The following is a 23,449-nucleotide window of genomic DNA, read 5'->3' as shown; positions in this document are numbered from 1 at the left end:
CAACATTTTTTGCGTTCCATTATGGGCAATGAGGGAGAGTGAAGCATGTCAACGATCGAGGTAAATACGAAGGATGGCACGGTTAAAGGGCAGCAGTTAAACGGAGTTTCCGTTTGGAAGGGAATTCCCTATGCCAAGCCGCCAGTAGATGAGCTGCGATTTGCAGCGCCTGTTCCGCCTGAGCAGTGGGAAGGCGTCAGAGAAGCTTTCCATTTTGGCCCTGAAAATATACAGCCAAGACACAATGGGGCGTCAGCGGAGTTTGCCGCAGGTACGTCCCTTGAATCTGAAGATTGCCTTTATTTAAACGTATGGGCACCGGAAGCAGCCATAACTGAAAATGCAGCCGCGCCGCTTCCAGTTATGGTATGGATTCATGGCGGCTCTTTCTTGACTGGAGCAGGAAGCTTGCCACTCTATGATGGATCAGAGCTGGTGAAGCGAGGAAATGTGATCGTCGTAACGATCAATTATCGTCTAGGACCGTTCGGGTTTCTGCATCTCGCGCCGCTTGGCGGCTCCTTCGTATCGAATGCAGGACTTCTAGATCAAATAGCAGCACTGGAATGGGTGAAAAATAATATCGCGGCGTTCGGCGGCGATCCCGCTGCCGTCACCATTTTTGGCGAATCCGCAGGCAGTATGAGCATTGCTGCGCTGCTGGCCATGCCGAAAGCGAAAGGCTTGTACAGCCGTGCCATTATGCAAAGCGGAGCCTCGCAGTCCATTGCGCCTCAGCAAGCGGATGCCATCCGGGCAGGCCTGCTTCAAGCTCTCGGCATTAGTCCATCTGAGCTGGATAAGCTGAGGAGCGTGCCGGCGGAGCAAATTTTTGCAGCAGGAGAAAAGCTGAAGGAGCAGGCGGGAGACCGATTTGCGCTGCTGTTTCAACCGGTGCCCGACGAGGCGACGCTTCCGCAGACGCCGCTTGAGGCCATTCAGGAAGGGGCGGCGGAGGGCATTCCTCTGCTAATCGGGACGAATTTGAATGAGGGGCATTTTTTCATCCGGCCCGATATGCCTTTTGATGATAATCTTGATATGTCCAAAGCGTTGGCTTTTATGGCGCCGGATATCAAAAACGCAGGCGCAGCCGCGGCTGCTTATCCGCAAACGTCAGACGGACAAGCGCAAATGATGACCGAAGCCTTTTTCTGGCGTTCGTCCCTGCAGTTCGCCACCGCACAAAGCGAGCATGCGCCTGTATGGATGTATCGTTTTGACTGGGTGCTGCCGGAGCACCCGCTGCTGAATAAAGCGATTCACGCCATTGAAATCTTCTTTGTGTTCAATACGCTGGAGCATATGCAGGGCATGGGCGTTACACCTGATGAGTCCATGAGGCAGTTAGCTTGGCGCATGCAGGATGCGTGGCTTGCTTTCGCCAAACAGGGCAAGCCTAATGTTGAAAATGTCACTTGGCCTGCATACAGCAAGCCGGAGCGTTCGACGCTCATTTTCAACCATAGCATTCAAGTGATTGCTGACCCTGAAGCTCAAAAGCGCGAGCTGCTGGAGCTGTAAAGCATCAGCTTAAAGTAAGCTTCAAATCGAAAAGCACCAATGAAGCAGGCGCAATTGCCTATTTCATTGGTGCTTTGTTGTAGTGTGGCTTTGTTGTAATGGTGTTTGGTGCTTTGGTGTTCATAATCCCATCAATCCATCATCCATTACCTGCTTGGCTGCAAAACCGCCGCCCGCCCTTTCCGCTGTTTAAGCAGCAGCAAGAGAGGGAAGCCGGCCAGCACTGTAATGGCACCGACCACAAACACATCATTAATGCTCATTGTGAACGACATCAAGCGGATCTTATTCGTATCGGTAGCGCCAGACTGGATGAGCTCGCTGCTATGGATGGCGGAACGGCTGGAAATGAGTCCCGTAAACACTGCAATAGCGAAGGAACTGAGCACATTGCGAATCCAGTTGCTGATGGAAGCGGCATGACCGGACCACTCAGGCGGAATTTCTTCCATGGAGGCGGTACTGCTCGGAACGGAAGCAAAGCCAAGCCCAATATTGCGAATGATCATTCCCCACAGTACGAAGCTGTACGCCGTATCCATATGCAGCCAGCTCAGCATAAACAGCCCTGCGAAAATAAATACAATGCCGATGCTGATCATTTTCACCGCTCCAAGCTTCGGGTACAGCTTTCCGGCTATTGGGCTTAGAAGCGCCAATATGACGGAGGAGGGCAGCAAAATCAGCCCTGTTGCAAGCGGACTTTCAAGCTGCACCTGCTGCAAAAACAGCGGAGTCAAATACGTTCCCGTGTACAGCGCCACCGTCACCATGCCATAAATGCTCAGCATGACGGTAAAGCGGCGAATGCGGAAAACCCGCAAATTCAGCAGCGGCTCCTTGGCCGTCAGCTCCCGCCAAATAAAGAGGCCTAGCAAAGCGACGCCTGCAGCCATAAGCAGCAGCGTTTTCCATGAGCTCCAGCCCCAGCTGTTGCCCTCACTGAAAGCTACGAGCAGCGCCAGACTGCCGAGAATAACGGTCATGATGCCCGGTATATCGAGCGATTTCGGGATGTTCATCCGATAATAAGGAATCAGCTTTTGGGTCAAAATAATCGCAATCAGCCCGATCGGCACATTGAACAAAAACAGCCAATGCCAGCTTGCCTGCTGCAGCAGCCAGCCGCTGAAAGTCGGTCCAATCGCAGGCGCGACCATCGCCGACAGCGACCATAGGCTAACCGCAAATGCCCGGCGCTCCTTCGGCACAACCTGAAAAATAATCGTCATCGTACAGGACATAATAAGTCCGCTGCATGCCCCTTGCAGCATTCGAAATACGATCAGCGACGTCGTATCCCACGCGGTTGCGCACAAAAACGAAAACAGCGTAAAGCCGACCAGCGCGTATAAATATAATCGTTTATAACTGAATCGCCCTCCCAAGTACCCGACGAGTGGTGAAATGACTCCCGTTGCCAGCATGAAGCCCGTCACCATCCACTGCATCGTTGAAAGGTCCGAATGGAAATGATCCATTAGCAGTGGAAGCGCAATATTAATCGTCGTTGTGCTGAGCACAGAAAGGAACGTTCCGAAGAAAATCGCAATCATAATCGGCCAAAATCGTATCGTAGTTGTCTGCTCCTCCAAAACAAATGTCCTCCTGTCATTGCTTATATGTCTACTTTTACATATAATATTCTGTGTTATCTATGTTACACTTATGCATTTTATATGTCAATAATGACATATTGGGAGGCCGTTAGACGATGCGATTAAACACTTTATCCTACGGGTTGCTTGCTTTGCTAAGCGCTAGTCCACTAACAGGCTATGATTTGGCGCAAAAAATAAAGCCGCTGTGGCAGGCGGGCCACAGTCAGATTTACCCGCTGCTTGCTGCGCTGGAGCAAAACGGCTATATCGCTTTTGAGCGGATCGAGCAGCAGGATAAGCCGGACAAGAAGGAATATTCCATTACCGATAAAGGGCTAACGGAGCTGGGAAGATGGGTGGAGCTGCCTGCGGAAAATCCTGTGCTGCGGGACGAGCTGCATTTTAAGCTGTATGGCTTATGGCTCTCGGAGCCAGAGAAGGCGAAGGCACTGCTCGTTACTCGCGAAGCTTTTTGTCGGAGTGAGCTGAAGCGTTACGATGGACTTATGCGTGGTCTGGAGGAGAAGCGCGTAAGCGGGCAGGATGCACGCAAGCAGAACGCGCGGCTGCTCGGGCGTTATTTGCTGATTAGCAAACGAATGATGGATACGCGGACTTCGTTAGCTTTTTGCGAATGGGCAATGAAGGAGCTTGAAGCCAGCGAATGGCTGGAAGGCTGACGGGCTGGGAGTTCACGATTATGCTCGGAGGAAGCGCCGTGTTTTTCTGGTCGAGATTATATTACAAAAGGAAAATGATGTAATTAACTCTGAAGCAAAGCCCAATCCTCTATGTAGAGTGGATTGGGCTTTGCTTCGTACCAGCTTTTATGCTTCTCGAGAGGCGGCTGCGTCACTTCTCTGAAAATGCACCTTGAGCGAGGGAAGAACAGATATCAAACATACGGCTGCCGCTATGAGGTAAACGGGAACCAAGCCGATTGAAGTCGCGAGCAGTCCGGATACAACTGTGCCAAGCAGGGTCGCCCCTATGAACAAGGGGGTCATCAGACCATTGACCTTGCCGACCATTCCGTCGGGAATTTTCGCAATGACAAAGCTGGCAACTGCCGTATTAAGAACGGCGAGCAGCATGCCATTGGCGAAGCGGAATGCTCCAGTCACCAGCGGCCAGATAGAGGACCCTTCCACTATAAAGGTAATGCCAAGAAAGGCGAGTGCAAGCGGCAGCAAAAATTTAGCTTGAAGCAGCTTGGGCAACAGTGCTGCAAGCAGCGAGCCCAGCAGCAGGCCTATGCCGTCGGCGGTGGCAAACCACTGCACATTTTCCTTGCTAAGGCCAAGCCTTTCAGTCACTATAAATATTTCAAGCGGCTGAACGAGTCCGGCTGCCAGCCCGATGAAGGCGAAGGTTAGAAATAACCGGAGTAAGCTTTTCTCAGCCATAACGAAGCGGTAGCCGGAGGTTAAATCATTTTTAAGGGAAACGTTTGAACGTTCCTGTGACTTGTTTTCCTTAGGCAGCAGTGTAAGCGCGGTGGCTGACAATAGAAATAACACAGGCAGCACAAGCAGCGATGTAGTGATTCCTGCCCACTGATAAATCGCCGTTCCAACAATCGGACCGAGAATAAGAAACAATGACGATAGACTTTGCGAAAGGCCAACTGCGGCGGGAACCTGATCCTCAGGAATATGGCGTTTGAACACCTTCGCTGATGAAGGTTGTGAAAATTGGCTGACGATGGCGGATACGAATACGGATACATACAGCGCTTCCCACCAATCATTCGCCAGCATAAGCATAATGACGCCAATCGATGCGGCGCTGAGCAGGTCGCTGGCAATCATCGTGCGCTTCGGATTCCAGCGGTCGGCAAGCACGCCGCCAACGATGGAAAAGATAAGAATCGGCGCATATTCCAAAATGGACAGCAGGGATACGGCTACCTTATTGCCATTCGTCTGCTCCATGACAAAAAAGAGGAGTGCCATATTGCGAATCCAAATCGCTAGCTGCTGCATAACATCAGAAAAAAGAATAATGCGAAAAGTACGGTTCTGATATAACATGGTATCCATTCCCTTCGTTTGTAGACCGACCAACCGGTCTAATTATTAGCTAAAAAAAAAGCGCCAGCTATCCTTCACTTAGCGCGTATACCATTCAACAGCAGCTTGGCTGCCAGATGAAACAGCTTAGAGACACGATCCGGTTCCTGCTCCCGGTCAATCGTATAATACACTTTTCCAAGGCCCTCCATCATGCTGCTGACAATCAAAACAAGCTCTTCCTCATCACTAGCAACAAATAGGCCGCTGGCTTGCCCCTCGCGAATAAGGTCGCGGCAGGCTTGCGATGCGTTATTCATGATCTGGAGAAGGCGATTGAAGATTTCCTCCTGTGTGAACGCCTGGCTACGCGAAAATTCCTCCATGGCTTTCATAAGCGGATTTTGAAAGTCATGGGCGTAATGCTCTGCAAGTGCATAAAGCTGCTCCTCAACAGTAGTCAGCTTCTCACGTTTACGATCCCATGCCAAACGCCATTGCTCACTATCTTCCTCAGCCACCGCAAGGAAAAGCTGCTCCTTGCTCGGAAAATGATGATATAGGCTGCCTTTGCTGACCTTGCTGCTCTCGCATACCTCGTTCATGGAAACGGCGCCATAGCCTTTCTGGACAAACAGCTGCTTTGCCGTGGAGGCGATGCGGCGTTTGGTTTCTTCACCATCTGAACGTCCCTTGACCATTTGCTGTCCCTCCTACTAGACCGACTGATCGGTCTAATTATATGCGAGTGACGACAATCTTGCAATATTTCCAGCCGTTGTTTTGAAAAATATCCATTTCTATGCTAGTCTTAAAAGAAAATAGTCGGAGGCAAAGCATGGCAAAAGCGCATAAGAAACTTTCAAAGCTTGAAATTTTGAAAAGAACGCTGTTTATTACAATCGGAGCCGTCCTCATGGGCGTCGCACTGGAATTGTTCCTCGTCCCAAATAGCGTCATCGACGGAGGAATTACCGGTATTTCGATTATGATCTCTCACCTGACTGACAAGCCTCTGGGTATTTTTATTTTCCTCTTGAACCTGCCATTCCTGTTCATCGGCTTCAAGCAAATTGGTAAAACGTTTGCGATATCTACTCTATACGGTATCGTGGTCATGTCCGTAACGACGCAAATGCTGCATCACGTGGACGCTTTTACAGAGGATAAGCTGCTTGCTGTATTGTTCGGCGGTATTATTCTTGGCGGTGGTATCGGTCTCGTTATCCGTTTCGGCGGATCGCTGGATGGCACGGAAATTTTGGCGATTTTAGCCTCGAAGAAGTTTTCCATGCCGGTTGGACAATTTATTATGATCGTCAACGTGTTCATCTTTATTTTGGCGGGCTTCGTCTTCAAATGGGATTCCGCCATGTATTCGATGTTCACGTATTATATCGCGACGAAAGTGATGGATATTGTGGTGGAGGGTCTCGACGAATCCAAATCGGTTACCATTATATCTGCCGAATACGAGGAAATTTCTGAAGCTGTTATGAGCCGTTTGGGCAGAAGCACAACGTATATCCAGGCAAGGGGCGGCTACTCCAGAGAAGAAACGCAAATGATCTACTGCGTAGTCAACCGTCTGGAAGTGGCGAAGCTTAAATCCATCGTCCATGACATTGATCCCCGCGCATTCGTTGCCATTGAGCATGTATCTGATGTGAGCGGCGGCAACTTTAGCAAGAAAGAAATTCACTAAACGAACTCATGCCCGACCCTATATGATCTTATTTTTACCAAAAGCAGCAGTTCAGGACACGCATTTATGGTCTGGAGCTGCTGTTTTTGATTCTATGCATATAGCCTTTTATATGGCTTTACATACCCTATGGGGGTATGTTAATATAAAAATAAGCTTATGCTATACCCCCTGGAGGTATTATTATGGACAAAGAAACGAAATCGGCTTGTTTGCATCAGCATATGGATTCAGGTGGTGCAGGCGATGACCAGTCCAAGGAGCGTCTGAGCCACCATTCCGATGATATGAAAGCGAATTTGATCAGGCGTTTGAACAAGGTGGAGGGTCAAATCCGCGGCGTGAAGGCGATGATTGAGAAGGATACGTATTGCGATGATGTGCTCACTCAGATAGCAGCTGCGCAATCGGCATTAAACGGGGTAGGCAAGCTGCTGCTGGAAGGGCATATGAAAAGCTGTATTGTCGATCGCATTCAGGCAGGCGAGCATGAAGTTATTGACGAGCTGTTGATTACCGTTAAGAAATTAATGAAATAATAAAACATTACTCAAGGAGGCTATAAAGATGGAAAATGTAATACTTAAAGTAGAAGGCATGTCCTGTGGACATTGCGTGAGCACGGTGGAGAAAGCTGTAAATGAAGCGGGAGCAAGCGGTAAAGTCGATTTAGCAGCTGGACAAGTAGCGGTGGAGTTTGATGCAGAGAAAGTATCACTGGCTTCCATTAAAGAAGCGATTGAAAACACCGGTTTCGACGTCGTATAACACGGGGCATAAGCTAAACTAGCAGAGCCCTCTTTTTCCGAAGCGAACATAGCAAGATGGTTTGGGCTTTGGAGAAGGAGCGGCTTTTTGTGTTTTTTAAAAAAGGAGTTGGGAAAAGGAAAATGGCAAAAAGTAAAGCGGCGCTCTATATGACGATGATCGCGCTTGCGGGCATGCTGGCAGGATGCGGTTCGAATAGCGCAAACACTAGCGGCACAAGCGCAAGCGGTCATGAAGGGCATGAGCAGTCCAGCCCGGCAGCTGCACCAGAAGCTGCGGAGTCAGGCGCACACAATGGACATGGCAGTGATGAAAAAGCGGGGAGCAATAACGGTCATGGCGGCCATGGGGATGTGGACGGTATGGAGCATGAACAGGCAAATGCCGATGTGTTGTGGAGCTTCCAGAGTGGACAGCCAGCAGCAGGAGCGGAAGAAGCCATTGAGCTTAATGTCACGGATGATGCGGGTGCGCCAATCGAGAAGTTTGATTTGAATCATGAGAAGCTTATGCATTTGATTGCCGTAAGCAGCGACTTGAACTATTTTTCACATATACACCCGAATTATGAAAGTGGCGGCAAATTTACAGTGAAGGAAACGTTCCCGGCCGCTGGCACATACAAGCTGTTTGCCGATTTTATACCAACAGGTGCCGCGCAGCAGACGATGAGTACAGAGGTGGAAGTTACGGGGCAAGCTGCCGCTAAAGTCGAGCTGAAGGCAGACCAAGAGCTTGTGAAGACGGTGGAAGGACAGCAGGTGAAGCTCGCGCTGTCAACGACGAAAGCGGGCGAGGAAGCTAAGCTCACGTACACCTTTGAGGATGCAGCGACGGGTGAGCCGGTTACAGATTTAGAGCCTTATTTGGGAGCTGTGGGCCATGTCGTCATTATTAGCGGCGATTTGGCAAAATATTTGCATGTGCATCCGCTGGATGAGGCTGCAAAGGGCCCGGATGCTGTTTTTGCCACCGAGTTTCCAGAGCCTGGTGTATATAAAATATGGGGACAATTTCAGCGCGGCGGGAAGACGTTTATCGTCCCCTTCGTCGTGAACATTCAAGCTTAAACCTAACTTAGAAGCAAGGAGGAGAGGCGTTGCTTCCTTTCATACAGCTGCTGCAGCATCGAACGGCTAGGCCGTCGGTCCGCTTCGCCCATCTGAGCGTTGGCTCGAAAGCGGCAGCACCGAGAACGATTTACGATCATAAGTTTATTTTTGTGCTAAAGGGGAGCGGTATCGTTTCTTCTGAAGGCAAGCAAGCCGCATATAAGGAAGGCTCGGTCATTATGATTCCGCCGGGCGTCGCCCACAGCTTGATGCAGGGGCTGGAACAGGGGCAGGAGGATGAGCTGCATATTGCGATTCATTTTGACTGGGAGCCGCGGGTACAGCTGAAAGAGGAGCTATTGCATCACATTGATGCTAATGAGGCTTCCGAAACGGAGTCGGAATTGGCAGCATCAGCGCTGGTGCCAGCGCCAGTAACAGAGGAGCCAGCATCAAAATCAGCGCCATATTCCATTTGGCTTCCTCATGTGATAGTGCTTGAATCGGCAACGGACGAGCTATTTGCTTGTGCAGGCTGGACGGTGCGCGCCTATGAGCAGGGCGGTGCTTACCAGCGGCTGCGTACCGATGCTGAAATGCTGAACTTGATCGTGCAACTGGTCGAAAATTTAACGGACGGCCCGCAGGCGCTCCAAACGCTGCAGCCCTATGAAAACGAACAAGCGACAGTGCAGAAGGAGCACAGCGATATAATCATGTTCGTGCAGCGGATGGAGCAGCTTGCCGAAGAGCTGCCGATTTCGGCAGCGGCATTTGAGGAGCTGTACCGGGAAAGTTGTTTCTCTGAAAGCCATTTTCGCACGCAGTTTGAAGAGCGGCTAGGCATGGCGCCGCATTCTTATTTCACGAGAATCCGCCTGAGACGAGCTTCGCAGCTGCTGCTGGATACTGAGCTTACCGTTCAGGAAATCAGCTATTTGTGCGGCTACGAGGATGCTGAATATTTCAGCCGCTTGTTCCGCCAGCATGAAGGCATGACGCCTCAGGAATTTAGGCAATCGCTGAGGAGTGTAGGATAGGAATTGAATTATAGCTCGCACGTTGAATGAACTCATGAATTTCAGAGTGAACAGCGTTATAACAGAAATCAGCCCTTCAATCATCTTGTGGGATGACCGAAGGGCTGTTTCATTTTATCAGCTAATAAAAGTGAGAAAACGCAAGAGCTCACACCTGCTGCCTCGCACAAGCAGGAGCACCGCTCTTCCATTGCCCTGCAAACGGCTGAGCTATACCACTTTTAACCTCGTACACCATATTCCCTCTGCTCCAAGTAGCCATGACACGGCAGCCGAATTTTCTGCCGATATAAGGATTATGCTTATGACGGTGATAAAGATGCTCAGCTTCAAGAATGTATGGGGCATCGAGCTGAACCATGACTAGGTCCGCATCTGCTCCGAGGCGTATTTCGCCCTTCGTATCGCTGAGGCCAAACCTTGTGGCGGGCGCGAATGACAGCATCCGACTCAGCGCCGGGAGTGGAATCCCCCTCTTTGTATAGCCTTCATCAATCATCAGCTCCAGCGAATTTTGCGCTCCCGCTATGCCTCCCCACGCCGTAAAATAATTGCTGGATTGCTTCAATTCGCTCGGGCAGGGGGAATGGTCGGAGGCGATCATATCGATATGTCCAGCAGCAAGCATCGCCCACAGCTTTTCCTGCTCGAATTTGCTCCGTAATGGAGGGGCGCATTTGGCTGCTGGACCAATCAGCTCCAAATCACGGTCTGTGAGCACCAAATAATGAGGGCACGTTTCCAAGGTCACATCCATACCGCGCTGCTTAGCATTGGCTATCGTCTGGACGGCATCGGCACTGCTAATATGGACAAAATGCAAAGCGCATCCCGTCTGCTCCGCGAACAGGAGCGCGCGTTCAACCGCCTCAAGCTCAGCGCGCACTGGACGCGATGCCGTATAATCTGCCGCACCTATTTCTCCCTTGGCCAGCTTTTCTTTCGTCAAAGCAGAGACGATGGGCTCGCTTTCCGCATGAAGCGCCAACACATGCCCAAGCTCCGCGATAATCTTCATCCCTGCCAGCAGCGTCGCATCATCCACCTCGCGAAAGGCATCCTCGGACGGATCGCCGGGGGAAGACATAAAGGCCTTGAAGCCAATAACGCCGGCCTTATCCAACGCTCGCAAGTCATTGAGATGCCCTGGCACAAGCCCACCCCATAGAGCATAATCCACAACGGATTTTCCTTGCGCAGCAGCAAGCTTTTGCTGCAAGGCGGAAACAGTAACGGTAGGAGGGAGGCCATTTAGCGGCATATCAATATAAGTGGTGCAGCCGCCGGCTGCAAGAGCCGAGGAGCCGCTGGCAAAGCCTTCCCAAGCTCCAAGTCCCGGCTCGTTCAAATGGACATGGGCGTCGATCATGCCGGGCATCACAATCATGCCGGTTGCCTGAACCGTTTGCTTGGCAGGGGCTGTCAATCGCTCAGCCAGCTGTACAATTCGCCCATTGTGGATACCAATATCCATTTGGCGAACATCATGGCTTAGGACAACCGAGCCGTCCCGGATGATTAAATCCAATGGTTCCTTCATAAGCTCACCTCTGTCCGATTAGGAGGATATAAACATAGAAGGCAGAACCACAAGGGCTCAGCCTTCCCGTTATGTTCCTCTTATTTTTATCCCTACTCAGTTACTTTTTTACTCGGTTACTAGCGCAGGATCAAGCGCTTTGAGCAAGCTCAGATCATGGTACGAAGCGAATTCAGGGATGCTTTTGATATTGCCTACACTTTTCAAATATTCGCCTACGGCTTGGCCGTTGCTCCCGTTAATGTAAGTATCATTTACTTCCATGGCGTATACGTTGCGGTTCATAATCTCTCTAAGCTCATCTTCGGTTAAGTGCAGCTCTGGCGCCAATATTTTAATTGCTTCTTCCCGATTGTCATTAATGTAAGCTGTCGCTTTCTCTAGAGCGCCAAGCATCGCTTTAATCGTATTCGGGTTTTCCTTCAAATAATCGTCGGTAACCTGTACCGTCGTATGCACGCTCATCCAGTTCACAGCGCCCGTTTTATCAGGAAGCTCGCTTTTTGTGCCGCTGAATAGAAACTTGCCGCCACCTTGAATCGCCTTCGTAATGAATGGCTCCCACGCTGCCATTGCATCGATTGACCCGTTCTGTAAAGCGACAACGGCGTCACTCGGCGCGAGGTTGACGTATTTGATTTTGCTTACGTCAACGCCAAGCTCCTTGCCCATATTATCGATGGCGAACTTGACATCTGCTCCGCTTGGAATGCCGATTGTTTTGCCTTCCAGATCCTTAGCGCTTTTCAATTCAAGCTTGCTAGAGCCGACGACAGCCTGTGTTCCGGCAATTTGAGCTAGCGGCGCTACAATTTTCACGGGAATATTAGAGGATTTCAAAATAATATCCATAAAGTTCGTCTGAATGCTGACAGGAGCGCTGCCCCCTGCAACCAAAGGAGCAATATCCGGGCCGCTTTCGATGAGCTGGCTTGTTACATCGAGGCCTGCTTCCTTGAAGTAGCCAAGCTTGTCGGCAATAATTTGCTGGGAGGAAATTTGGGCGTCGCGTACGCCGACGAGTGTAACGGTTGTCGTCTCGGGGGTGTCATCGGCAGCAGCCGCAGGCGAGCTTGTTTCCGCAGCCGCGGCAGTAGGGGCAGAGCTAGCGTTTCCGCTTGCACTCGTAGCTTCTTCCTTCGCGCCGCATGCCGTCAGCGCCAATGCCAGAGCGGAAACGACCAATAATTGTTGAACCCATTTTTTCTGATTAGCCATCGTAATCTCTCCCTATACCCATTGTTTTTTGTCTCTAATTTCTAATTTCTAAATTCTAAATTCTACTTTCTCGATGCTGCCAGCCGCATAAAGCGGATCAAGCTCCCTTAGTTGTGTGTGCTACTTCTCAACCGCTTCGCTCATCCCTCCTTTGCGCCAGCTAAGAACCTTGTTCTCCAACAGCTTAAGCAAGGCGGAGAAGATGCTATAAATCAAGCCAATAAAAATAATGGCAACGAACATATTGGAAATTTTAAAATAATTCCGTGCGTCTACAATAATATAGCCGAGCCCCGATTTGGCACCCATCATCTCGGAAACGATCAGGGCGGAGAAGGACAATCCAAGGCTGACTCTGGCGCCTACGATGAAACTCGGAATGGCGGAGGGAAGCAGCACTCTTCTGAAAATTTGCCGTTCCGAAGCGCCAAGGCTCATCGCCGAACGGATAAGGGTAGAAGGGACGGTTTTGAACCCGTCTACCGTATACACTAATACCGGAAGAAACGTCGTCCAGGCAATGAGCAGCACCTTCGGAAATTCTCCGATTCCAAACCAGATAATGATCAGAGGGAGCAGGGCGAGTGCCGGAATCGGACCTACTAAATTCAGCAGAGGAGACATCCAGCGCTCCACTTGACGAAACTTGCTCATTAATACGCCGATGAAAACGGCAAGCACACAGCCGATAACAAAACCAGCCGCAATACGCAAAGTGCTGGATAGCAAGCTCTCAAAGAGAAGGCCCGTTTGCGCAAGTGCCCAAGCATCGCTAATAACGAGTGAAGGGGGTGGGAGAAAAAGCGGATTGAACAGTGCCGCTTTCATATTTATTTGAGAAAAAACTTCCCATAGAATGAAAAAGGCCAGATAAGGAACGAAATTCGATGTTCGCATAAAGCTGGAGCTAGGCTTAGCCTTCAACCTGCGTACGGCCTGATGTGCCCCAAGCTTGCCCGCTTGCGCCCCCTCGGCTGTGAAAGAACCTGATGTCTCGCTCATTGTACGGCCTCCTCCAATTCATTCTCCATCAATACGTGCTCGATTCGCTGCATAGCCTCGCCGAAGCCGGGCATATCGAAGGTGCGGGGATGCGGAAGGTCGACCTTAAATTCATCAGCAATGACACCGTTTTTCATGACGACAACACGGTCAGCCAAATAAATCGCTTCGCTTATGCTGTGTGTCACGAACAAAGTAGTGGGCTTTAGCTTTTCGCAAATGCGGCGCAGCTCTCTGCGCATCATGTCGCGGGTCAAAATATCCAATGCCCCGAAAGGCTCATCCATCAGCAAAATATCGGGGGAGCTTGCGAGCGCCCGGGCAATGCCTACCCGCTGCTTCATCCCGCCTGACAATTCGGCTGGGTATTGATCCGCATATTTCTCCAAGCCAACGAGACCTAAAAACTGTCTGCCGACTTCCTTAGCCTCTGCTTTTCCCGCTCCTTGGACTTCCGGGCCAAAGCTTATATTTTCAAGTACCGTGTACCAAGGGAATAGAGCGTGATCTTGAAAAACCATGCCGCGAGCTTTGGAAGGGCCGCGAATTAGCTCGCCATCCACGAGCAGTTCCCCTTCATCAGGCAGCAAATAGCCGGCGATCATATTAAGCAGCGTAGATTTGCCGCAGCCGCTATGTCCAAGAATGCATACGAACTCGTGAGCATCCACCGTCAAATCGACATTTTTCAATATCGTCCGTTCACCAAAACGCTTTCCTGCATTTCGCACCATCAACTTCATCGCTATCCCTCGCTTTCTACCAAACATGTCCCTTGTTGTATCCCATTTATGAAGGTATCCCATCCAATATGAAATCCAAGATTGGATACAATCCTGTGCAAAAAAAATGATTCGCCTGCCGTCTCAGCTTTTCGCACTGGCGTAATGACCGTTTGCCAAGCGGAAAACCTCGCTTAAGGACTGAGGAGCCGTTCCCTTTTCTTCGAACTGGAGCGTATCTTCGATTTCCTTTAAATGCTCGATCATCAAACGTTCCGCCTGCTCCGCGTCGCCTTGCTCGATTAAAAGCACTAATCGTCGATGATCGCTGCAATGCATATGCTTACTCATGCCATATAGGGCGATGATCACGTAGGTGAGCGATATAAGCTCCTCCAAATAGCGGTAATAATAATTATTGCCTGTGAACTCGGCGATTTTGAGATGGAAGTTGCCCGAGAGCCGCAGGGCGAGCAAAGGATCGCCGTTGTGATGGGCCTGATGTTCTTCATCAAGCAGCCTGCTTAACTGTCCGAGCTGATCGGCGGTCAGCTTTCCACTTACTTTTTTCACGCTGGAAGCTTCAATGACTCTGCGCATTTCGAAAACTTCCTTGGCCTCATCGACCGTAGGGCATGCAACGAATGTTCCCTTGTATGGAATCACCGTCACAAGCTTCTCGCCTGCCAGCTTGCGGAGTACATTGCGTACTGGCGTGCGGCTGACTCCGAACGATTCGGCAATAACCTCCTCGACGAGCTGCATGCTAGGGCGCAGCTTTTGCTGAATAATGGCATCTTTAATGGCTATATAAATATCAAGTTCATTTGCTACCCCCACTGGGAACATCTCCTTTCTAAGGCGGATCAGTCAAACGAAAGTATTTGTTATGTTTTATAACATGAATAGTAAATTAAAAGCACTTTACAAGTCAACAGTTATTTTTGAATGGGGTGAAATGACGGTTTTATAAAAGTTATTTCAGAATTCCAACTGATTTTAGCACTTTTGCGTATAAATACTTGTCTTTTTCGCTAGCTCGCTTTTAGTCTATGTCATATTTGAGTAATATAAACTAACACAAATAATAGATTGATAGCTGATTTTTAATTTGCAGGTTGTCCTACTTTTAAACTATAAAAAACACCTATATAGTGGTAGAATTGGATGAGTGAAATGAATGTGAAGGGTATAAAGAACTAGACGAAAATCATTTTGGGGTTATGCTTTTTATTTATTTTTATAACATTATAAAGTTGAGAGGATTGAATCATCATTATTAAATTTTATTATCGTATCAGTGTAACAGGGTTGGTTATTCTGCTTATGTCATTGGTTTATTTGCCTAGGGAGCAAGTGGTATCGGCGAGAGCGGTTGTTCAAGAGTTCGCCGCAAGCTCATCCGTTAAAACGGATAACGCCCTTACAAGAGCTGAGGCGGCCAGCATGCTGAGCCGGGTTACCCAATTGCCAAAGCCTGACATGGCGGATGTAGCGTCGGTATTTCCTGATCTGGACAAGCATAGCAGCCGCAGCGATGTGCGCAAGCTCGTTGCCCTTGGAATGATTGCGAAAAATGACTACCCCAAAGGCTTCCAGCCTGACAAGGCGGTGACCCGCTTTGAAATCATGAAATGGATGGCTAGCGGACTTGCGGTGTCCGACGAAAGCTTCAAGCAAGCGTTGGCGGATACGGTGAATACGCTGCTGCCTACTCCTGAGACTTATAAAGGCGGCATTGCGGACAAGCAAATTCCGTACATCGCCGTTATTCGAGGAACGGGCATTATTACAGGGATGCAGGATGGCACGTTTCGGCCCGCTTATCCCGTTTCGAAGGCTGAGCTGGCGGCCAGTCTGCTCCGCTATAAGCGAGTGGAGGGCACCAAAGCGGAAGGTTATCAGGCTTTAAATGAGCTGCGGGAAGTGGGACTAACCGGCAGCAATCTGAGCAGCATTACGAAATTCAAATACGAAAGAATAACCTATTTTAACAATGACGGAACCTACAAGCCTGAAGCAGTTGCAAGCGCGGGGATTGACCTGGAGCAGCACATTGATGTCAGCACCTTGGAGCCCTATCTGCGCATTCCGGGCATAGGATTGGATTATCACCATTTTGTAAATGGCTATAGCAAGCGCTACAAATTCGTTAGGCTGGAGGAGCTGGGGATGAGCCTGAAGGATGCGATAGCAGATGCATATGACACAGGATATATGCCGCATCTTGGGGTAGAGGATCCGAGCAAGCTTAGCCAGAAGGATTTGAATTTGATATTGTCACACGAGGATGCTACTTTGAAGGTTGAGGGGAGCAGAATGCCGTTTACCTCCTTTGCCGATGTGGTCGACAGCCCTATCAAGGCCAAGAAGGTCGCTACGGCCAAGCTTCACCGAATGATTTTCGTCGATGTTCCCGTGACGGGCAAAGGGGAAGCGAAGGGTGTTTATGCGAACTATTTTGCCGATTCCATTGCAACTTGGCGCAAGCTTGATAATAGTGTTTACATGGCCTTCACGGAAATGACGATCCAGACCCATGCGGAGAAAATGGATCTTATGGGCTTCTACAACGCCATTGGCAATGGGAATGGGAACGGATTTTTTAAATTCAGCCGTCTCGCTCCCGAAACGATGGACAAAAACGGGCTGACTACCGTTCCGATGGCTACTTCCACTTATTTTACTAAAGACAGCGTCAGACGCTTTTGGACCTTTGGTACCTATCTAAAAAAATACCGTGATCCAGTCCACCTCACGACTGACTCAGGCGCTTACTTTAGAGCGTATTACCAACCTTAATCGAAGCACCCCTTGTCCTCTCTCTATGAGAGTGAAGGGGTGCTTTTTCTCTTGCTGCTCATAGGATAAACGGAAGGTGTGCCTATTCGGAGCAACTACCTTGCATAACAATGTATATAAATATATAATGCAGTTTAGGAGGTGACACCTTTTGCCAATTGAGAAAGAGATTTTGAAGGGGTATATCGATATTATTATTCTTTCGTTGTTGTTTGAAAAAGATATGTACGGTTACGAGATGGCTAAAATGGCTCATCATAAATCACAATTTGAATTAAAAGAAGGAACGATGTATTTGTCTTTGAAAAGAATGGAGAAAAACGGGCTTATTGAATCGTATTGGAATGACAGCGAGTCGGGGGGCAGCAGAAGGAAGTATTATAAAATTCTTTCTGAAGGCGTAGAGCGATTGAGGCAGAAAAAACAGGAGTGGATTGAAATTAATCAAGTGCTTTCCACTTTTTTGGAAGGGGTCGAATAATGAAGCAAGTTGATGTATTTATTGATGAGCTATACCAAAATGTACGGGATACCGCTCATGTGAGAGAGCTTAAGGAAGAAATGCGTGTCCACTTACTTGAGTCCATAGGTGAATTGCAAAGCCAGGGTCTTTCTTTGGAAGAGAGTATTCGAACGGCCTTTGAAAAATTCGGCGATGTAGATAAACTAAAGAAGGAATTAACCGAAAATGATGTGATTCGCCGAACGAGAGCAAGTAGATTTTTAGCGCTCATTGTTATACTTGGTGTTTTAGGCTCCGCTATTTTACTTCTATATAGCATGTGGAACGACAATATTTCACAAAATAAAGTAAATCAGGTTTTTGATGAGGTAAAAATATTCGCTAATAGTGATAAGGAAATGTCGGAGGAGCTTCTAGCCGATATTTTGACAAATAATGCGAGCATTTCGGCAATCGGGTTTAAACGGGTTCCTGCTGGCAAAGCAAGTCTAGAGTATCCTTATGAATATATTTATCCGGCGAGTACACCTATCGATTCTTATGGGGAATTTGCAAATTCTTCACCGAACGGCATTTGGTTTACGAACAACTATAAATATTCATTGCAGGCTCAAGGCAAGAATAGCCATGCAGATATTGCTGTTGATGTGATGCTATGGAAATTTTCAGATAAATTTTATTTAGTAGGTTGTGGACTGCTTATTTTATATTGGCTGCTCTTTATCGTCTGGGCAACTACAAATTTGTATGTCAATCATACTCAAAAGAAATGGAAATGGCTTGTCATCTTTACTTTATTCAATGTAATTGGTTATTGGCTGTACATCGATGAAATTAAATCAGCGCAACTGCGAAGGTCCTGGCTTTATATCAAAATGATTGCATGTCTCGCCGGATTATATATTGGATATCGTGGCATAAAATTGATGCTTTTGCAGACAAGAAGTGAAAATATGGTTATTAATGAATTAGGTATTGATGTCCCATTAAACACACAATCGCTTGTTATTTATGGAGCTGCATTCGTATTAGCGGGTATTTTTCTAGTTCTCATTCCCTTCAAGATTCATAATAAACTGGTTTGGAAAAAGGGATAACAACAATCACCAACCGTTATCCTTCCGTTATCCGTATGCTGCTTAAAGCATAAAACAAGGGCTATCCCCGGAACGTTTAGTTCCAGGAATAGCCCTTGCTGTATTTTAATCGTAAGCATCTCAGGTTGTTAGATCGTTTTGACAGCCGGAGCAGCCTGTGTCTCTACTGCATCAGGAGCAGCCGTTCGCTGGAGTTCTTGATGAAATGATGTCCCAACTAGGACTTACTGTTCTATTTTTGGATACCTATAGCATACTCTGGGTATATATGCCAATTGGTACCTATATGGTATTTATGGCATTAATTTCATTAAATGGTTGAAGCTTATAACTAGGAGGGATCGTTTATGGAAAGGCCTATTGGGATTATTGTGTCAGAACCACATGCTTTAGCAGGGCAAGGTAGTCGTTCAAGTGGAAACTTCTCTACGGAATGGTTTGGAGGTGCCCATGTCATGTTGGTTGAAGTAACGGTCGATGGTCAAATTGATGATACGATAACTTTCAATATTGCCGAAGATAAAAGTGGCAGTGATCCTGTTAGAGCTCGTGATGTGAAGAATAACTATCAAGTGGGATATATAGGAAGTAACTCGTTATACATTTGTGAGGTTAGATGTCCAGCGAATAAGAATTTTATGATTACATTTAAACCTTATGTCAACTAAATAATTCAAAATGAATTTTTATGAAAATAGTCCATTAAATTTAGGGGTGTGAATCATGAACAGACCAATCGCTGTTGTTGTATCCAGTAATACAGTTTTAAATGATGAAAGAAGTCGCACAAGCGGTAATTTTTCGACGAAATGGTTTGGCTCATGTAAATATATGGAGGTTGAAGTGAGCGTAAATGGTAAAATTAATAATGATATTAAATTCAGCATGGCTATTGATATTAATAATGGAAACGATGTTACGAAATATAATGACGTCAAAAATGGTTCTAGAATAGATTATTATGATTCAAATACTTTTTATATTTGCGACGTACCTTCAAGTCAACGTGAAAATTTTATGGTTAAGTTTTTTCCCGTTTAGGAGCAAGGTACAGCTTTTTCAATTAACGTAATTGTGAAGGAGAAAAGGGATGTCTCCGACCGTTAGGCTCGGGGCATCCCTTGCTAAAGCATACAGGAAAATGGAAGATTGAGTGGAGATATCGGTACGAATTGTTATTTCACTGGGCTGACAGGTGCCGTCGGTGCTTCCGCAGCGGCTGGGTCAGCCTTACGTGCTGGCTGGGCTTGCTTCTCCACCTGCTCAGCAGGGGCAAGCGCTGCTGCTTGAAGCGCTGCTTGGTTAAGCAAGCTCCACGGCTTGTTGTAATGCGGCTGGAAGAAGAAGTCGACGAAGCCAACCTCATCAATCGTCATGCGGTTTTGGATGCATACCGACATCGTATTCATCATTTGCGTCAGATCGGCCTTCGATAAAATTTGTGCGCCGACGACACGCTCGCTGTCCGCTTCATAAACGAATTTTAGCGTGACCTCCTCAAACGTTGGCATAAATTCCGGACGGTAGTTTTCAACGATTGTGACAGTTTTCACATTCATTTCAGCAGCAAGTGCAGCTGTTTCAGTCAAGCCCGTCGATGCAATGTTGTAGTCAAAAAGCTTAATGGCCGACGTTCCTTGCGTGCCTAAATATTTCACGCGCGGCTGCAGCAGGTTTTTGCCGATAAGCGTTCCCATCCGGACCGCATTCGTAGCGAGCGGAATGTACGCATGCTGGCCAGTCGGGTTGTACATAACCGCACAGCTGTCTCCGGCTGCGAACACATCAGGCTTGCTGGTGCGCATATATTCGTCGACGATAATAGCGCCATTCGGCAGCATATCGACTTGGCCTTTCAGCAGCTCTGTATTAGGACGGAAGCCAATGCACATAATGACAAGATCGGCTTCGTATTCGCCTTTGGTCGTCAAAATCTGTTTCACTGCTCCGTTTGTACCCTTGAAGCCCGTAACGGTCTGGTCAAGCGCAAGCTCGATGCCATGGGCGACGAGATCCGTTTCGATCACATCGGTGTATTCCTGATCCAAATATTTGTACAAAATGCGATCCATATTATCAATCAGCGTCACCTGTTTACCCAACTGCTCGAATGCTTCCACCAGCTCGATGCCGATATAGCCCGCACCAATGACGGCAATGCGGCCCGCATATTTCGCTTTTTCAATAATCGTTTGGGCATGATTGTAGTTTTTGCATAACAGTATATTTTCAAGCTCCATGCCTTCGAGCTTTGGAATAATCGGCCACGAGCCCGTTGTCACGACAAGCTTGTCAAAGCTGTTTTCAAACGTTTCATTCGTCAGCAGATTGCGGACGGTGACGGTTTTTGCATCGGTATCGACGTTCAGCACCTCATGCTGCATATGCGTTTGAACGCCCATTACTGCAAGCTGCTCAGGCGAAGCATAGAAGAGCTTGGTCGGATCTTTGACGACGCCTCCGACATGAAGGGCGATGCCACACGACAGGAAGGAAATATTGTCATTTTTCTCGAAAACGGTAATTTCCGCCTCAGGGTAGAGTTTGATCATTTGATTAATTGCGGCAGTTCCTGCATGTGTACATCCAATAACGGTAACCTTCATAGTAGGGCCTCCTCGAGTATATGTGAATGTTTTCACAACCATAATGTCTAATGTGAAATGATTCACAATGTGTTGTTGGTATTATCATAAAACATTCGATGCCTGAAAACAAGGTCGGAATTGTGAACTTTTTCACAAGGTATGGCATAGCCCGTTCGAGCCATGTTCAAGCGGGTTATTTTCAGCGACAATAAAGGTGTACAATATATTAGTAGAAAAGTGCGGCAGTGTTGCAAAGCTAGATAGAATGAGAAAAGAGGGAAGGGCATGACCCAGCCGGTTCGAATATTGATTGTGGATGACCATCATCATGCGCGCGAGGGCATACGGGCGATTTTGCAGGCGGAGCCTTTGTTTGAGGTCGTCGGCGAGGGATGCAGCGGGCTTGAGGCGCTTGCGCTCACCGAGCAGCTGATGCCGGACTTGATATTGATGGATATTAATATGAAGGAGATGGACGGGCTCGAAGCGACGAAAGAAATTAAAGCCCGCTACCCTTATGTGAAAATCGTGATTATAACCGTATCGGATGATATTACGCATCTGTTCGAGGCGCTTAAGAAGGGCGCGCAGGGCTATTTGCTCAAAAATTTAAATCCCGGCGCCTGGCGCGAATATTTGAAGGCCATTGCGCTGGACGAAGCGCCTTTGTCGAGGGAATTGGCGCAGCGGATTTTGCAGGAGTTCGCCCTTGCAGGCGCGGGCAGACAGCAGTCCGAGGAAAGTCCGCTCACGGCGCGTGAACAGGAAATTTTGCGCTGTGTGGCGCAGGGGGCGGCCAATCGGGACATTGCCGGCATGCTGATGATTTCAGAGCATACCGTGAAAAATCATCTGAAAAACATTTTGCAGAAGCTCCATCTGGACAACCGTGTGCAGCTGGCGAAATATGCATTCGAGCAAGGGTATTTGCGGGACTAGAGCTCAGTTCAAGCGATGCGCTTATAGTCTTCTAATGAGGGGCTAATGCCTGACCAGTGCCAGCAATCCGTCATCAAAGGTTCACAGCTTGGTCGCAAAGCTGATGCAGAATAGCCCTTTGTAGTCATTCTTTCCCTGAGGGCAGGTCGATATAATAGGATTTAGTTATCCAATATCGATGCTCAGGGGGCTATTTTAATGATCATTTGGAAAAAGAAACTGGCAGCCGCAGCGCTTGCCGCAGTACTAACGTTCAGCGTATCGGCGACCGCGTTCGCCCATGACGGCTGGACGCAGACGAATGCGCCGATTATTGCGCAGGGTGAGGTTGCGTACGTGGATTTGCTTTTCGGCAACCACTCGAACGATCACAAGAGCTATCGCATTACCGGACAATGGGGCGTAGACAGCTCAAAGGTTTATGTGACTTCTCCGGCAGGCGTGAAGACGGACATTACGTCTACGCGTTTTTACACAGGTGAAGCAGCTACAGAGACGGAGCCAGCTGTAAACAATGGTTTTATCGCTTCCTTCTCGGCGGCATCTCCCGGAGCTTATATCGTGACGGGCGAATCGGACAGCGTGAGCACGACCTCGCTCAGCCGCTCGATGCGCAGCGCGAAATCGTTCGTCGCGATCAGCGATCTTCCTCTTATTGCGCGGGTCAGCGCGCTGAAAGGTTTTGCAAATCCGGTGAGCCTTGACCGTGCGGAATTCGTTCCGCAGTTTAATCCGGCAGCTGCCCTGCCAGGGCAGGAAGTAAAGGTGCAAATGCTGCTGAAGGGCAAGCCGGTAGCGGATGCCGAAGTGTCGCTTATTCGCCGCAGCAACTCCGAAGGGCAGACGCTGACAACGGATGAGAATGGCATAGTGACTTATAAAACGGGAGCAGCCGACTATTATTTGCTGCGTGCTTCGACGTCAACGGATGAGAGCAAAGAGGGCGAATATACGAAGGTCAATTATACGGCAACGATGACCTACACGGTGCAAAATGCAGGCGTTAAGCTGCCTGCAGGTAAAGTCAGCCCTATTCCTTATGTCTACGTCGATGGCAAGCTCGTATCCAGCGACAGCCTGACCGTTGTAAAAGGCTCAACGAACGCCAGCGCTGATTTCCTTAAACAGTATATTGATCCAAGCTATAGCAGCAAAAATCCCGCTTCCTTGCGTCAAACAGCAGAGAAAGCGGGAGCGGTTGTCGAGTTTTTGCCAGCAGTTGGCGACACTCGCGCAGCTGTACTGATTTACACGAAAAAATAGAAGGCTTTAAGCGGCAGCAAGCCCCAGTGTTTTGCCCGCCATGGAACATCAATTGAAAGCAGCTGCCCGAAACGCGCAGCACTGCTCACGCATAGCGGGGTCGCCATCATTAG

23 protein-coding genes are annotated in these 23,449 nt (G+C 48.4%); 14 read left to right on the top strand and 9 right to left on the bottom strand.

Features of this window, described 5'->3' with window-relative positions; genetic code table 11:
- Window positions 1–45: 45 nt before the first annotated feature.
- Entirely contained in the window at window positions 46–1,524 is a 1,479-nt protein-coding gene (locus ASF12_RS17845) for a carboxylesterase/lipase family protein (protein ID WP_056037393.1), read from the top strand.
- Window positions 1,525–1,670: 146 nt separating this feature from the next.
- On the opposite strand, the gene ASF12_RS17840 is transcribed toward ASF12_RS17845, so the two are convergent.
- Window positions 1,671–3,119 carry a DHA2 family efflux MFS transporter permease subunit gene (locus tag ASF12_RS17840; protein WP_235533197.1) on the bottom strand — a complete coding sequence of 483 codons (1,449 nt, stop codon included), beginning with the start codon at window positions 3,117–3,119 and terminating at the stop codon, window positions 1,671–1,673.
- 119 nt (window positions 3,120–3,238) lie between these two features.
- On the opposite strand from ASF12_RS17840, the gene ASF12_RS17835 reads away from it, so the two are divergent.
- Window positions 3,239–3,805: a PadR family transcriptional regulator gene (locus ASF12_RS17835; RefSeq protein WP_056037389.1), complete on the top strand. Its 567-nt coding sequence runs from the start codon at window positions 3,239–3,241 to the stop codon at window positions 3,803–3,805.
- Between the two features lie 147 nt (window positions 3,806–3,952).
- Here the strand turns inward: ASF12_RS17835 and ASF12_RS17830 are convergent, their stop codons facing one another.
- Both ASF12_RS17830 and ASF12_RS17825 read right to left on the bottom strand, forming a co-directional pair.
- Window positions 3,953–5,158, bottom strand: a complete 1,206-nt coding sequence (locus ASF12_RS17830) for an MFS transporter (protein ID WP_056037386.1) — start codon at window positions 5,156–5,158, stop codon at window positions 3,953–3,955.
- Between the two features lie 74 nt (window positions 5,159–5,232).
- Window positions 5,233–5,838: a TetR/AcrR family transcriptional regulator gene (locus ASF12_RS17825; protein WP_056037381.1), complete on the bottom strand. Its 606-nt coding sequence runs from the start codon at window positions 5,836–5,838 to the stop codon at window positions 5,233–5,235.
- A gap of 137 nt (window positions 5,839–5,975) precedes the next feature.
- Between ASF12_RS17825 and ASF12_RS17820 the strand changes: the two genes are divergently transcribed.
- The 5 genes from ASF12_RS17820 (at window position 5,976) to ASF12_RS17800 (ending at window position 9,702) form a co-directional block, all read left to right on the top strand.
- On the top strand, window positions 5,976–6,842 hold the full coding sequence (locus tag ASF12_RS17820; protein ID WP_056037378.1) for a YitT family protein: 867 nt from the start codon (window positions 5,976–5,978) through the stop codon (window positions 6,840–6,842).
- A 224-nt stretch (window positions 6,843–7,066) separates the two neighbouring features.
- A complete protein-coding gene (locus ASF12_RS17815) occupies window positions 7,067–7,381 on the top strand; it encodes a metal-sensitive transcriptional regulator (protein ID WP_056037437.1) in 315 nt (104 codons plus the stop codon).
- A gap of 28 nt (window positions 7,382–7,409) precedes the next feature.
- Window positions 7,410–7,610 (top strand): copper ion binding protein, encoded by a 201-nt coding sequence (locus ASF12_RS17810; protein ID WP_056037375.1) that lies wholly within the window; start codon window positions 7,410–7,412, stop codon window positions 7,608–7,610.
- A 122-nt stretch (window positions 7,611–7,732) separates the two neighbouring features.
- Entirely contained in the window at window positions 7,733–8,680 is a 948-nt protein-coding gene (locus tag ASF12_RS17805; protein ID WP_235533196.1) for a hypothetical protein, read from the top strand.
- A gap of 29 nt (window positions 8,681–8,709) precedes the next feature.
- Window positions 8,710–9,702, top strand: coding sequence for an AraC family transcriptional regulator (locus ASF12_RS17800; protein WP_056037373.1), 993 nt, complete (start codon window positions 8,710–8,712; stop codon window positions 9,700–9,702).
- Between the two features lie 148 nt (window positions 9,703–9,850).
- Here the strand turns inward: ASF12_RS17800 and ASF12_RS17795 are convergent, their stop codons facing one another.
- The 5 genes from ASF12_RS17795 to ASF12_RS17775 form a co-directional block, all read right to left on the bottom strand.
- The gene (locus tag ASF12_RS17795) at window positions 9,851–11,242 is read right to left on the bottom strand and encodes an allantoinase (RefSeq protein WP_056037370.1); all 1,392 of its coding nucleotides are present in this window, start codon (window positions 11,240–11,242) and stop codon (window positions 9,851–9,853) included.
- Between the two features lie 108 nt (window positions 11,243–11,350).
- Window positions 11,351–12,460, bottom strand: coding sequence for an ABC transporter substrate-binding protein (locus tag ASF12_RS17790; protein WP_056037367.1), 1,110 nt, complete (start codon window positions 12,458–12,460; stop codon window positions 11,351–11,353).
- Window positions 12,461–12,580: 120 nt separating this feature from the next.
- Window positions 12,581–13,462, bottom strand: coding sequence for an ABC transporter permease (locus ASF12_RS17785; RefSeq protein ID WP_056037364.1), 882 nt, complete (start codon window positions 13,460–13,462; stop codon window positions 12,581–12,583).
- The gene (locus ASF12_RS17780) at window positions 13,459–14,205 is read right to left on the bottom strand and encodes an ABC transporter ATP-binding protein (protein WP_056037361.1); all 747 of its coding nucleotides are present in this window, start codon (window positions 14,203–14,205) and stop codon (window positions 13,459–13,461) included. Before ASF12_RS17780 ends, ASF12_RS17785 begins: the two co-directional genes overlap by 4 nt.
- Before the next feature lie 123 nt (window positions 14,206–14,328).
- The gene (locus tag ASF12_RS17775) at window positions 14,329–15,024 is read right to left on the bottom strand and encodes a GntR family transcriptional regulator (RefSeq protein WP_235533195.1); all 696 of its coding nucleotides are present in this window, start codon (window positions 15,022–15,024) and stop codon (window positions 14,329–14,331) included.
- Window positions 15,025–15,510: 486 nt separating this feature from the next.
- Here ASF12_RS17775 and ASF12_RS17770 point away from each other — a divergent pair, with 486 nt between their 5' ends.
- From ASF12_RS17770 to ASF12_RS17750, 5 genes are all read left to right on the top strand, one after another.
- The gene (locus ASF12_RS17770) at window positions 15,511–16,986 is read left to right on the top strand and encodes an S-layer homology domain-containing protein (protein ID WP_081418887.1); all 1,476 of its coding nucleotides are present in this window, start codon (window positions 15,511–15,513) and stop codon (window positions 16,984–16,986) included.
- Between the two features lie 151 nt (window positions 16,987–17,137).
- The gene (locus ASF12_RS17765) at window positions 17,138–17,467 is read left to right on the top strand and encodes a PadR family transcriptional regulator (protein ID WP_056037353.1); all 330 of its coding nucleotides are present in this window, start codon (window positions 17,138–17,140) and stop codon (window positions 17,465–17,467) included.
- A complete protein-coding gene (locus ASF12_RS17760; protein ID WP_056037350.1) occupies window positions 17,467–18,546 on the top strand; it encodes a permease prefix domain 1-containing protein in 1,080 nt (359 codons plus the stop codon). Before ASF12_RS17765 ends, ASF12_RS17760 begins: the two co-directional genes overlap by 1 nt.
- Window positions 18,547–18,893: 347 nt before the next feature.
- On the top strand, window positions 18,894–19,214 hold the full coding sequence (locus ASF12_RS17755) for a hypothetical protein (protein WP_056037347.1): 321 nt from the start codon (window positions 18,894–18,896) through the stop codon (window positions 19,212–19,214).
- Window positions 19,215–19,269: 55 nt separating this feature from the next.
- Window positions 19,270–19,587 carry a hypothetical protein gene (locus ASF12_RS17750; protein ID WP_056037344.1) on the top strand — a complete coding sequence of 106 codons (318 nt, stop codon included), beginning with the start codon at window positions 19,270–19,272 and terminating at the stop codon, window positions 19,585–19,587.
- A 134-nt stretch (window positions 19,588–19,721) separates the two neighbouring features.
- Here the strand turns inward: ASF12_RS17750 and ASF12_RS17745 are convergent, their stop codons facing one another.
- Window positions 19,722–21,152 carry an FAD-dependent oxidoreductase gene (locus ASF12_RS17745; RefSeq protein ID WP_056037342.1) on the bottom strand — a complete coding sequence of 477 codons (1,431 nt, stop codon included), beginning with the start codon at window positions 21,150–21,152 and terminating at the stop codon, window positions 19,722–19,724.
- A 267-nt stretch (window positions 21,153–21,419) separates the two neighbouring features.
- Here ASF12_RS17745 and ASF12_RS17740 point away from each other — a divergent pair, with 267 nt between their 5' ends.
- Window positions 21,420–22,073 (top strand): response regulator, encoded by a 654-nt coding sequence (locus tag ASF12_RS17740; protein WP_056037340.1) that lies wholly within the window; start codon window positions 21,420–21,422, stop codon window positions 22,071–22,073.
- 198 nt (window positions 22,074–22,271) lie between these two features.
- Window positions 22,272–23,336, top strand: a complete 1,065-nt coding sequence (locus ASF12_RS17735) for a DUF4198 domain-containing protein (protein ID WP_056037337.1) — start codon at window positions 22,272–22,274, stop codon at window positions 23,334–23,336.
- The last annotated feature ends 113 nt before the right edge of the window (window positions 23,337–23,449 follow it).

The organism is Paenibacillus sp. Leaf72 (assembly GCF_001422685.1).
In the GTDB taxonomy this organism is placed as follows: Bacteria; Bacillota; Bacilli; order Paenibacillales; family Paenibacillaceae; genus Pristimantibacillus.
Note: the sequence above shows the minus strand (reverse complement) of the source record. Positions and strands in the feature narration are given on the sequence as shown.

What these genes read in the sequence shown, in the direction of transcription:
- ASF12_RS17820 (WP_056037378.1), top strand. Translation starts at nt 5,976, where the DNA reads ATGGCAAAAGCGCATAAGAAACTTTCAAAGCTTGAAATTTTGAAAAGA.
- ASF12_RS17845 (WP_056037393.1), top strand. Translation starts at nt 46, where the DNA reads ATGTCAACGATCGAGGTAAATACGAAGGATGGCACGGTTAAAGGGCAG.
- ASF12_RS17735 (WP_056037337.1), top strand. Translation starts at nt 22,272, where the DNA reads ATGATCATTTGGAAAAAGAAACTGGCAGCCGCAGCGCTTGCCGCAGTA.
- ASF12_RS17760 (WP_056037350.1), top strand. Translation starts at nt 17,467, where the DNA reads ATGAAGCAAGTTGATGTATTTATTGATGAGCTATACCAAAATGTACGG.
- ASF12_RS17790 (WP_056037367.1), bottom strand. Translation starts at nt 12,460, where the DNA reads ATGGCTAATCAGAAAAAATGGGTTCAACAATTATTGGTCGTTTCCGCT.
- ASF12_RS17830 (WP_056037386.1), bottom strand. Translation starts at nt 5,158, where the DNA reads ATGTTATATCAGAACCGTACTTTTCGCATTATTCTTTTTTCTGATGTT.
- ASF12_RS17810 (WP_056037375.1), top strand. Translation starts at nt 7,410, where the DNA reads ATGGAAAATGTAATACTTAAAGTAGAAGGCATGTCCTGTGGACATTGC.
- ASF12_RS17770 (WP_081418887.1), top strand. Translation starts at nt 15,511, where the DNA reads ATGTCATTGGTTTATTTGCCTAGGGAGCAAGTGGTATCGGCGAGAGCG.
- ASF12_RS17785 (WP_056037364.1), bottom strand. Translation starts at nt 13,462, where the DNA reads ATGAGCGAGACATCAGGTTCTTTCACAGCCGAGGGGGCGCAAGCGGGC.
- ASF12_RS17825 (WP_056037381.1), bottom strand. Translation starts at nt 5,838, where the DNA reads ATGGTCAAGGGACGTTCAGATGGTGAAGAAACCAAACGCCGCATCGCC.
- ASF12_RS17815 (WP_056037437.1), top strand. Translation starts at nt 7,067, where the DNA reads ATGGATTCAGGTGGTGCAGGCGATGACCAGTCCAAGGAGCGTCTGAGC.
- ASF12_RS17745 (WP_056037342.1), bottom strand. Translation starts at nt 21,152, where the DNA reads ATGAAGGTTACCGTTATTGGATGTACACATGCAGGAACTGCCGCAATT.
- ASF12_RS17835 (WP_056037389.1), top strand. Translation starts at nt 3,239, where the DNA reads ATGCGATTAAACACTTTATCCTACGGGTTGCTTGCTTTGCTAAGCGCT.
- ASF12_RS17740 (WP_056037340.1), top strand. Translation starts at nt 21,420, where the DNA reads ATGACCCAGCCGGTTCGAATATTGATTGTGGATGACCATCATCATGCG.
- ASF12_RS17750 (WP_056037344.1), top strand. Translation starts at nt 19,270, where the DNA reads ATGAACAGACCAATCGCTGTTGTTGTATCCAGTAATACAGTTTTAAAT.
- ASF12_RS17805 (WP_235533196.1), top strand. Translation starts at nt 7,733, where the DNA reads ATGGCAAAAAGTAAAGCGGCGCTCTATATGACGATGATCGCGCTTGCG.
- ASF12_RS17795 (WP_056037370.1), bottom strand. Translation starts at nt 11,242, where the DNA reads ATGAAGGAACCATTGGATTTAATCATCCGGGACGGCTCGGTTGTCCTA.
- ASF12_RS17755 (WP_056037347.1), top strand. Translation starts at nt 18,894, where the DNA reads ATGGAAAGGCCTATTGGGATTATTGTGTCAGAACCACATGCTTTAGCA.
- ASF12_RS17780 (WP_056037361.1), bottom strand. Translation starts at nt 14,205, where the DNA reads ATGAAGTTGATGGTGCGAAATGCAGGAAAGCGTTTTGGTGAACGGACG.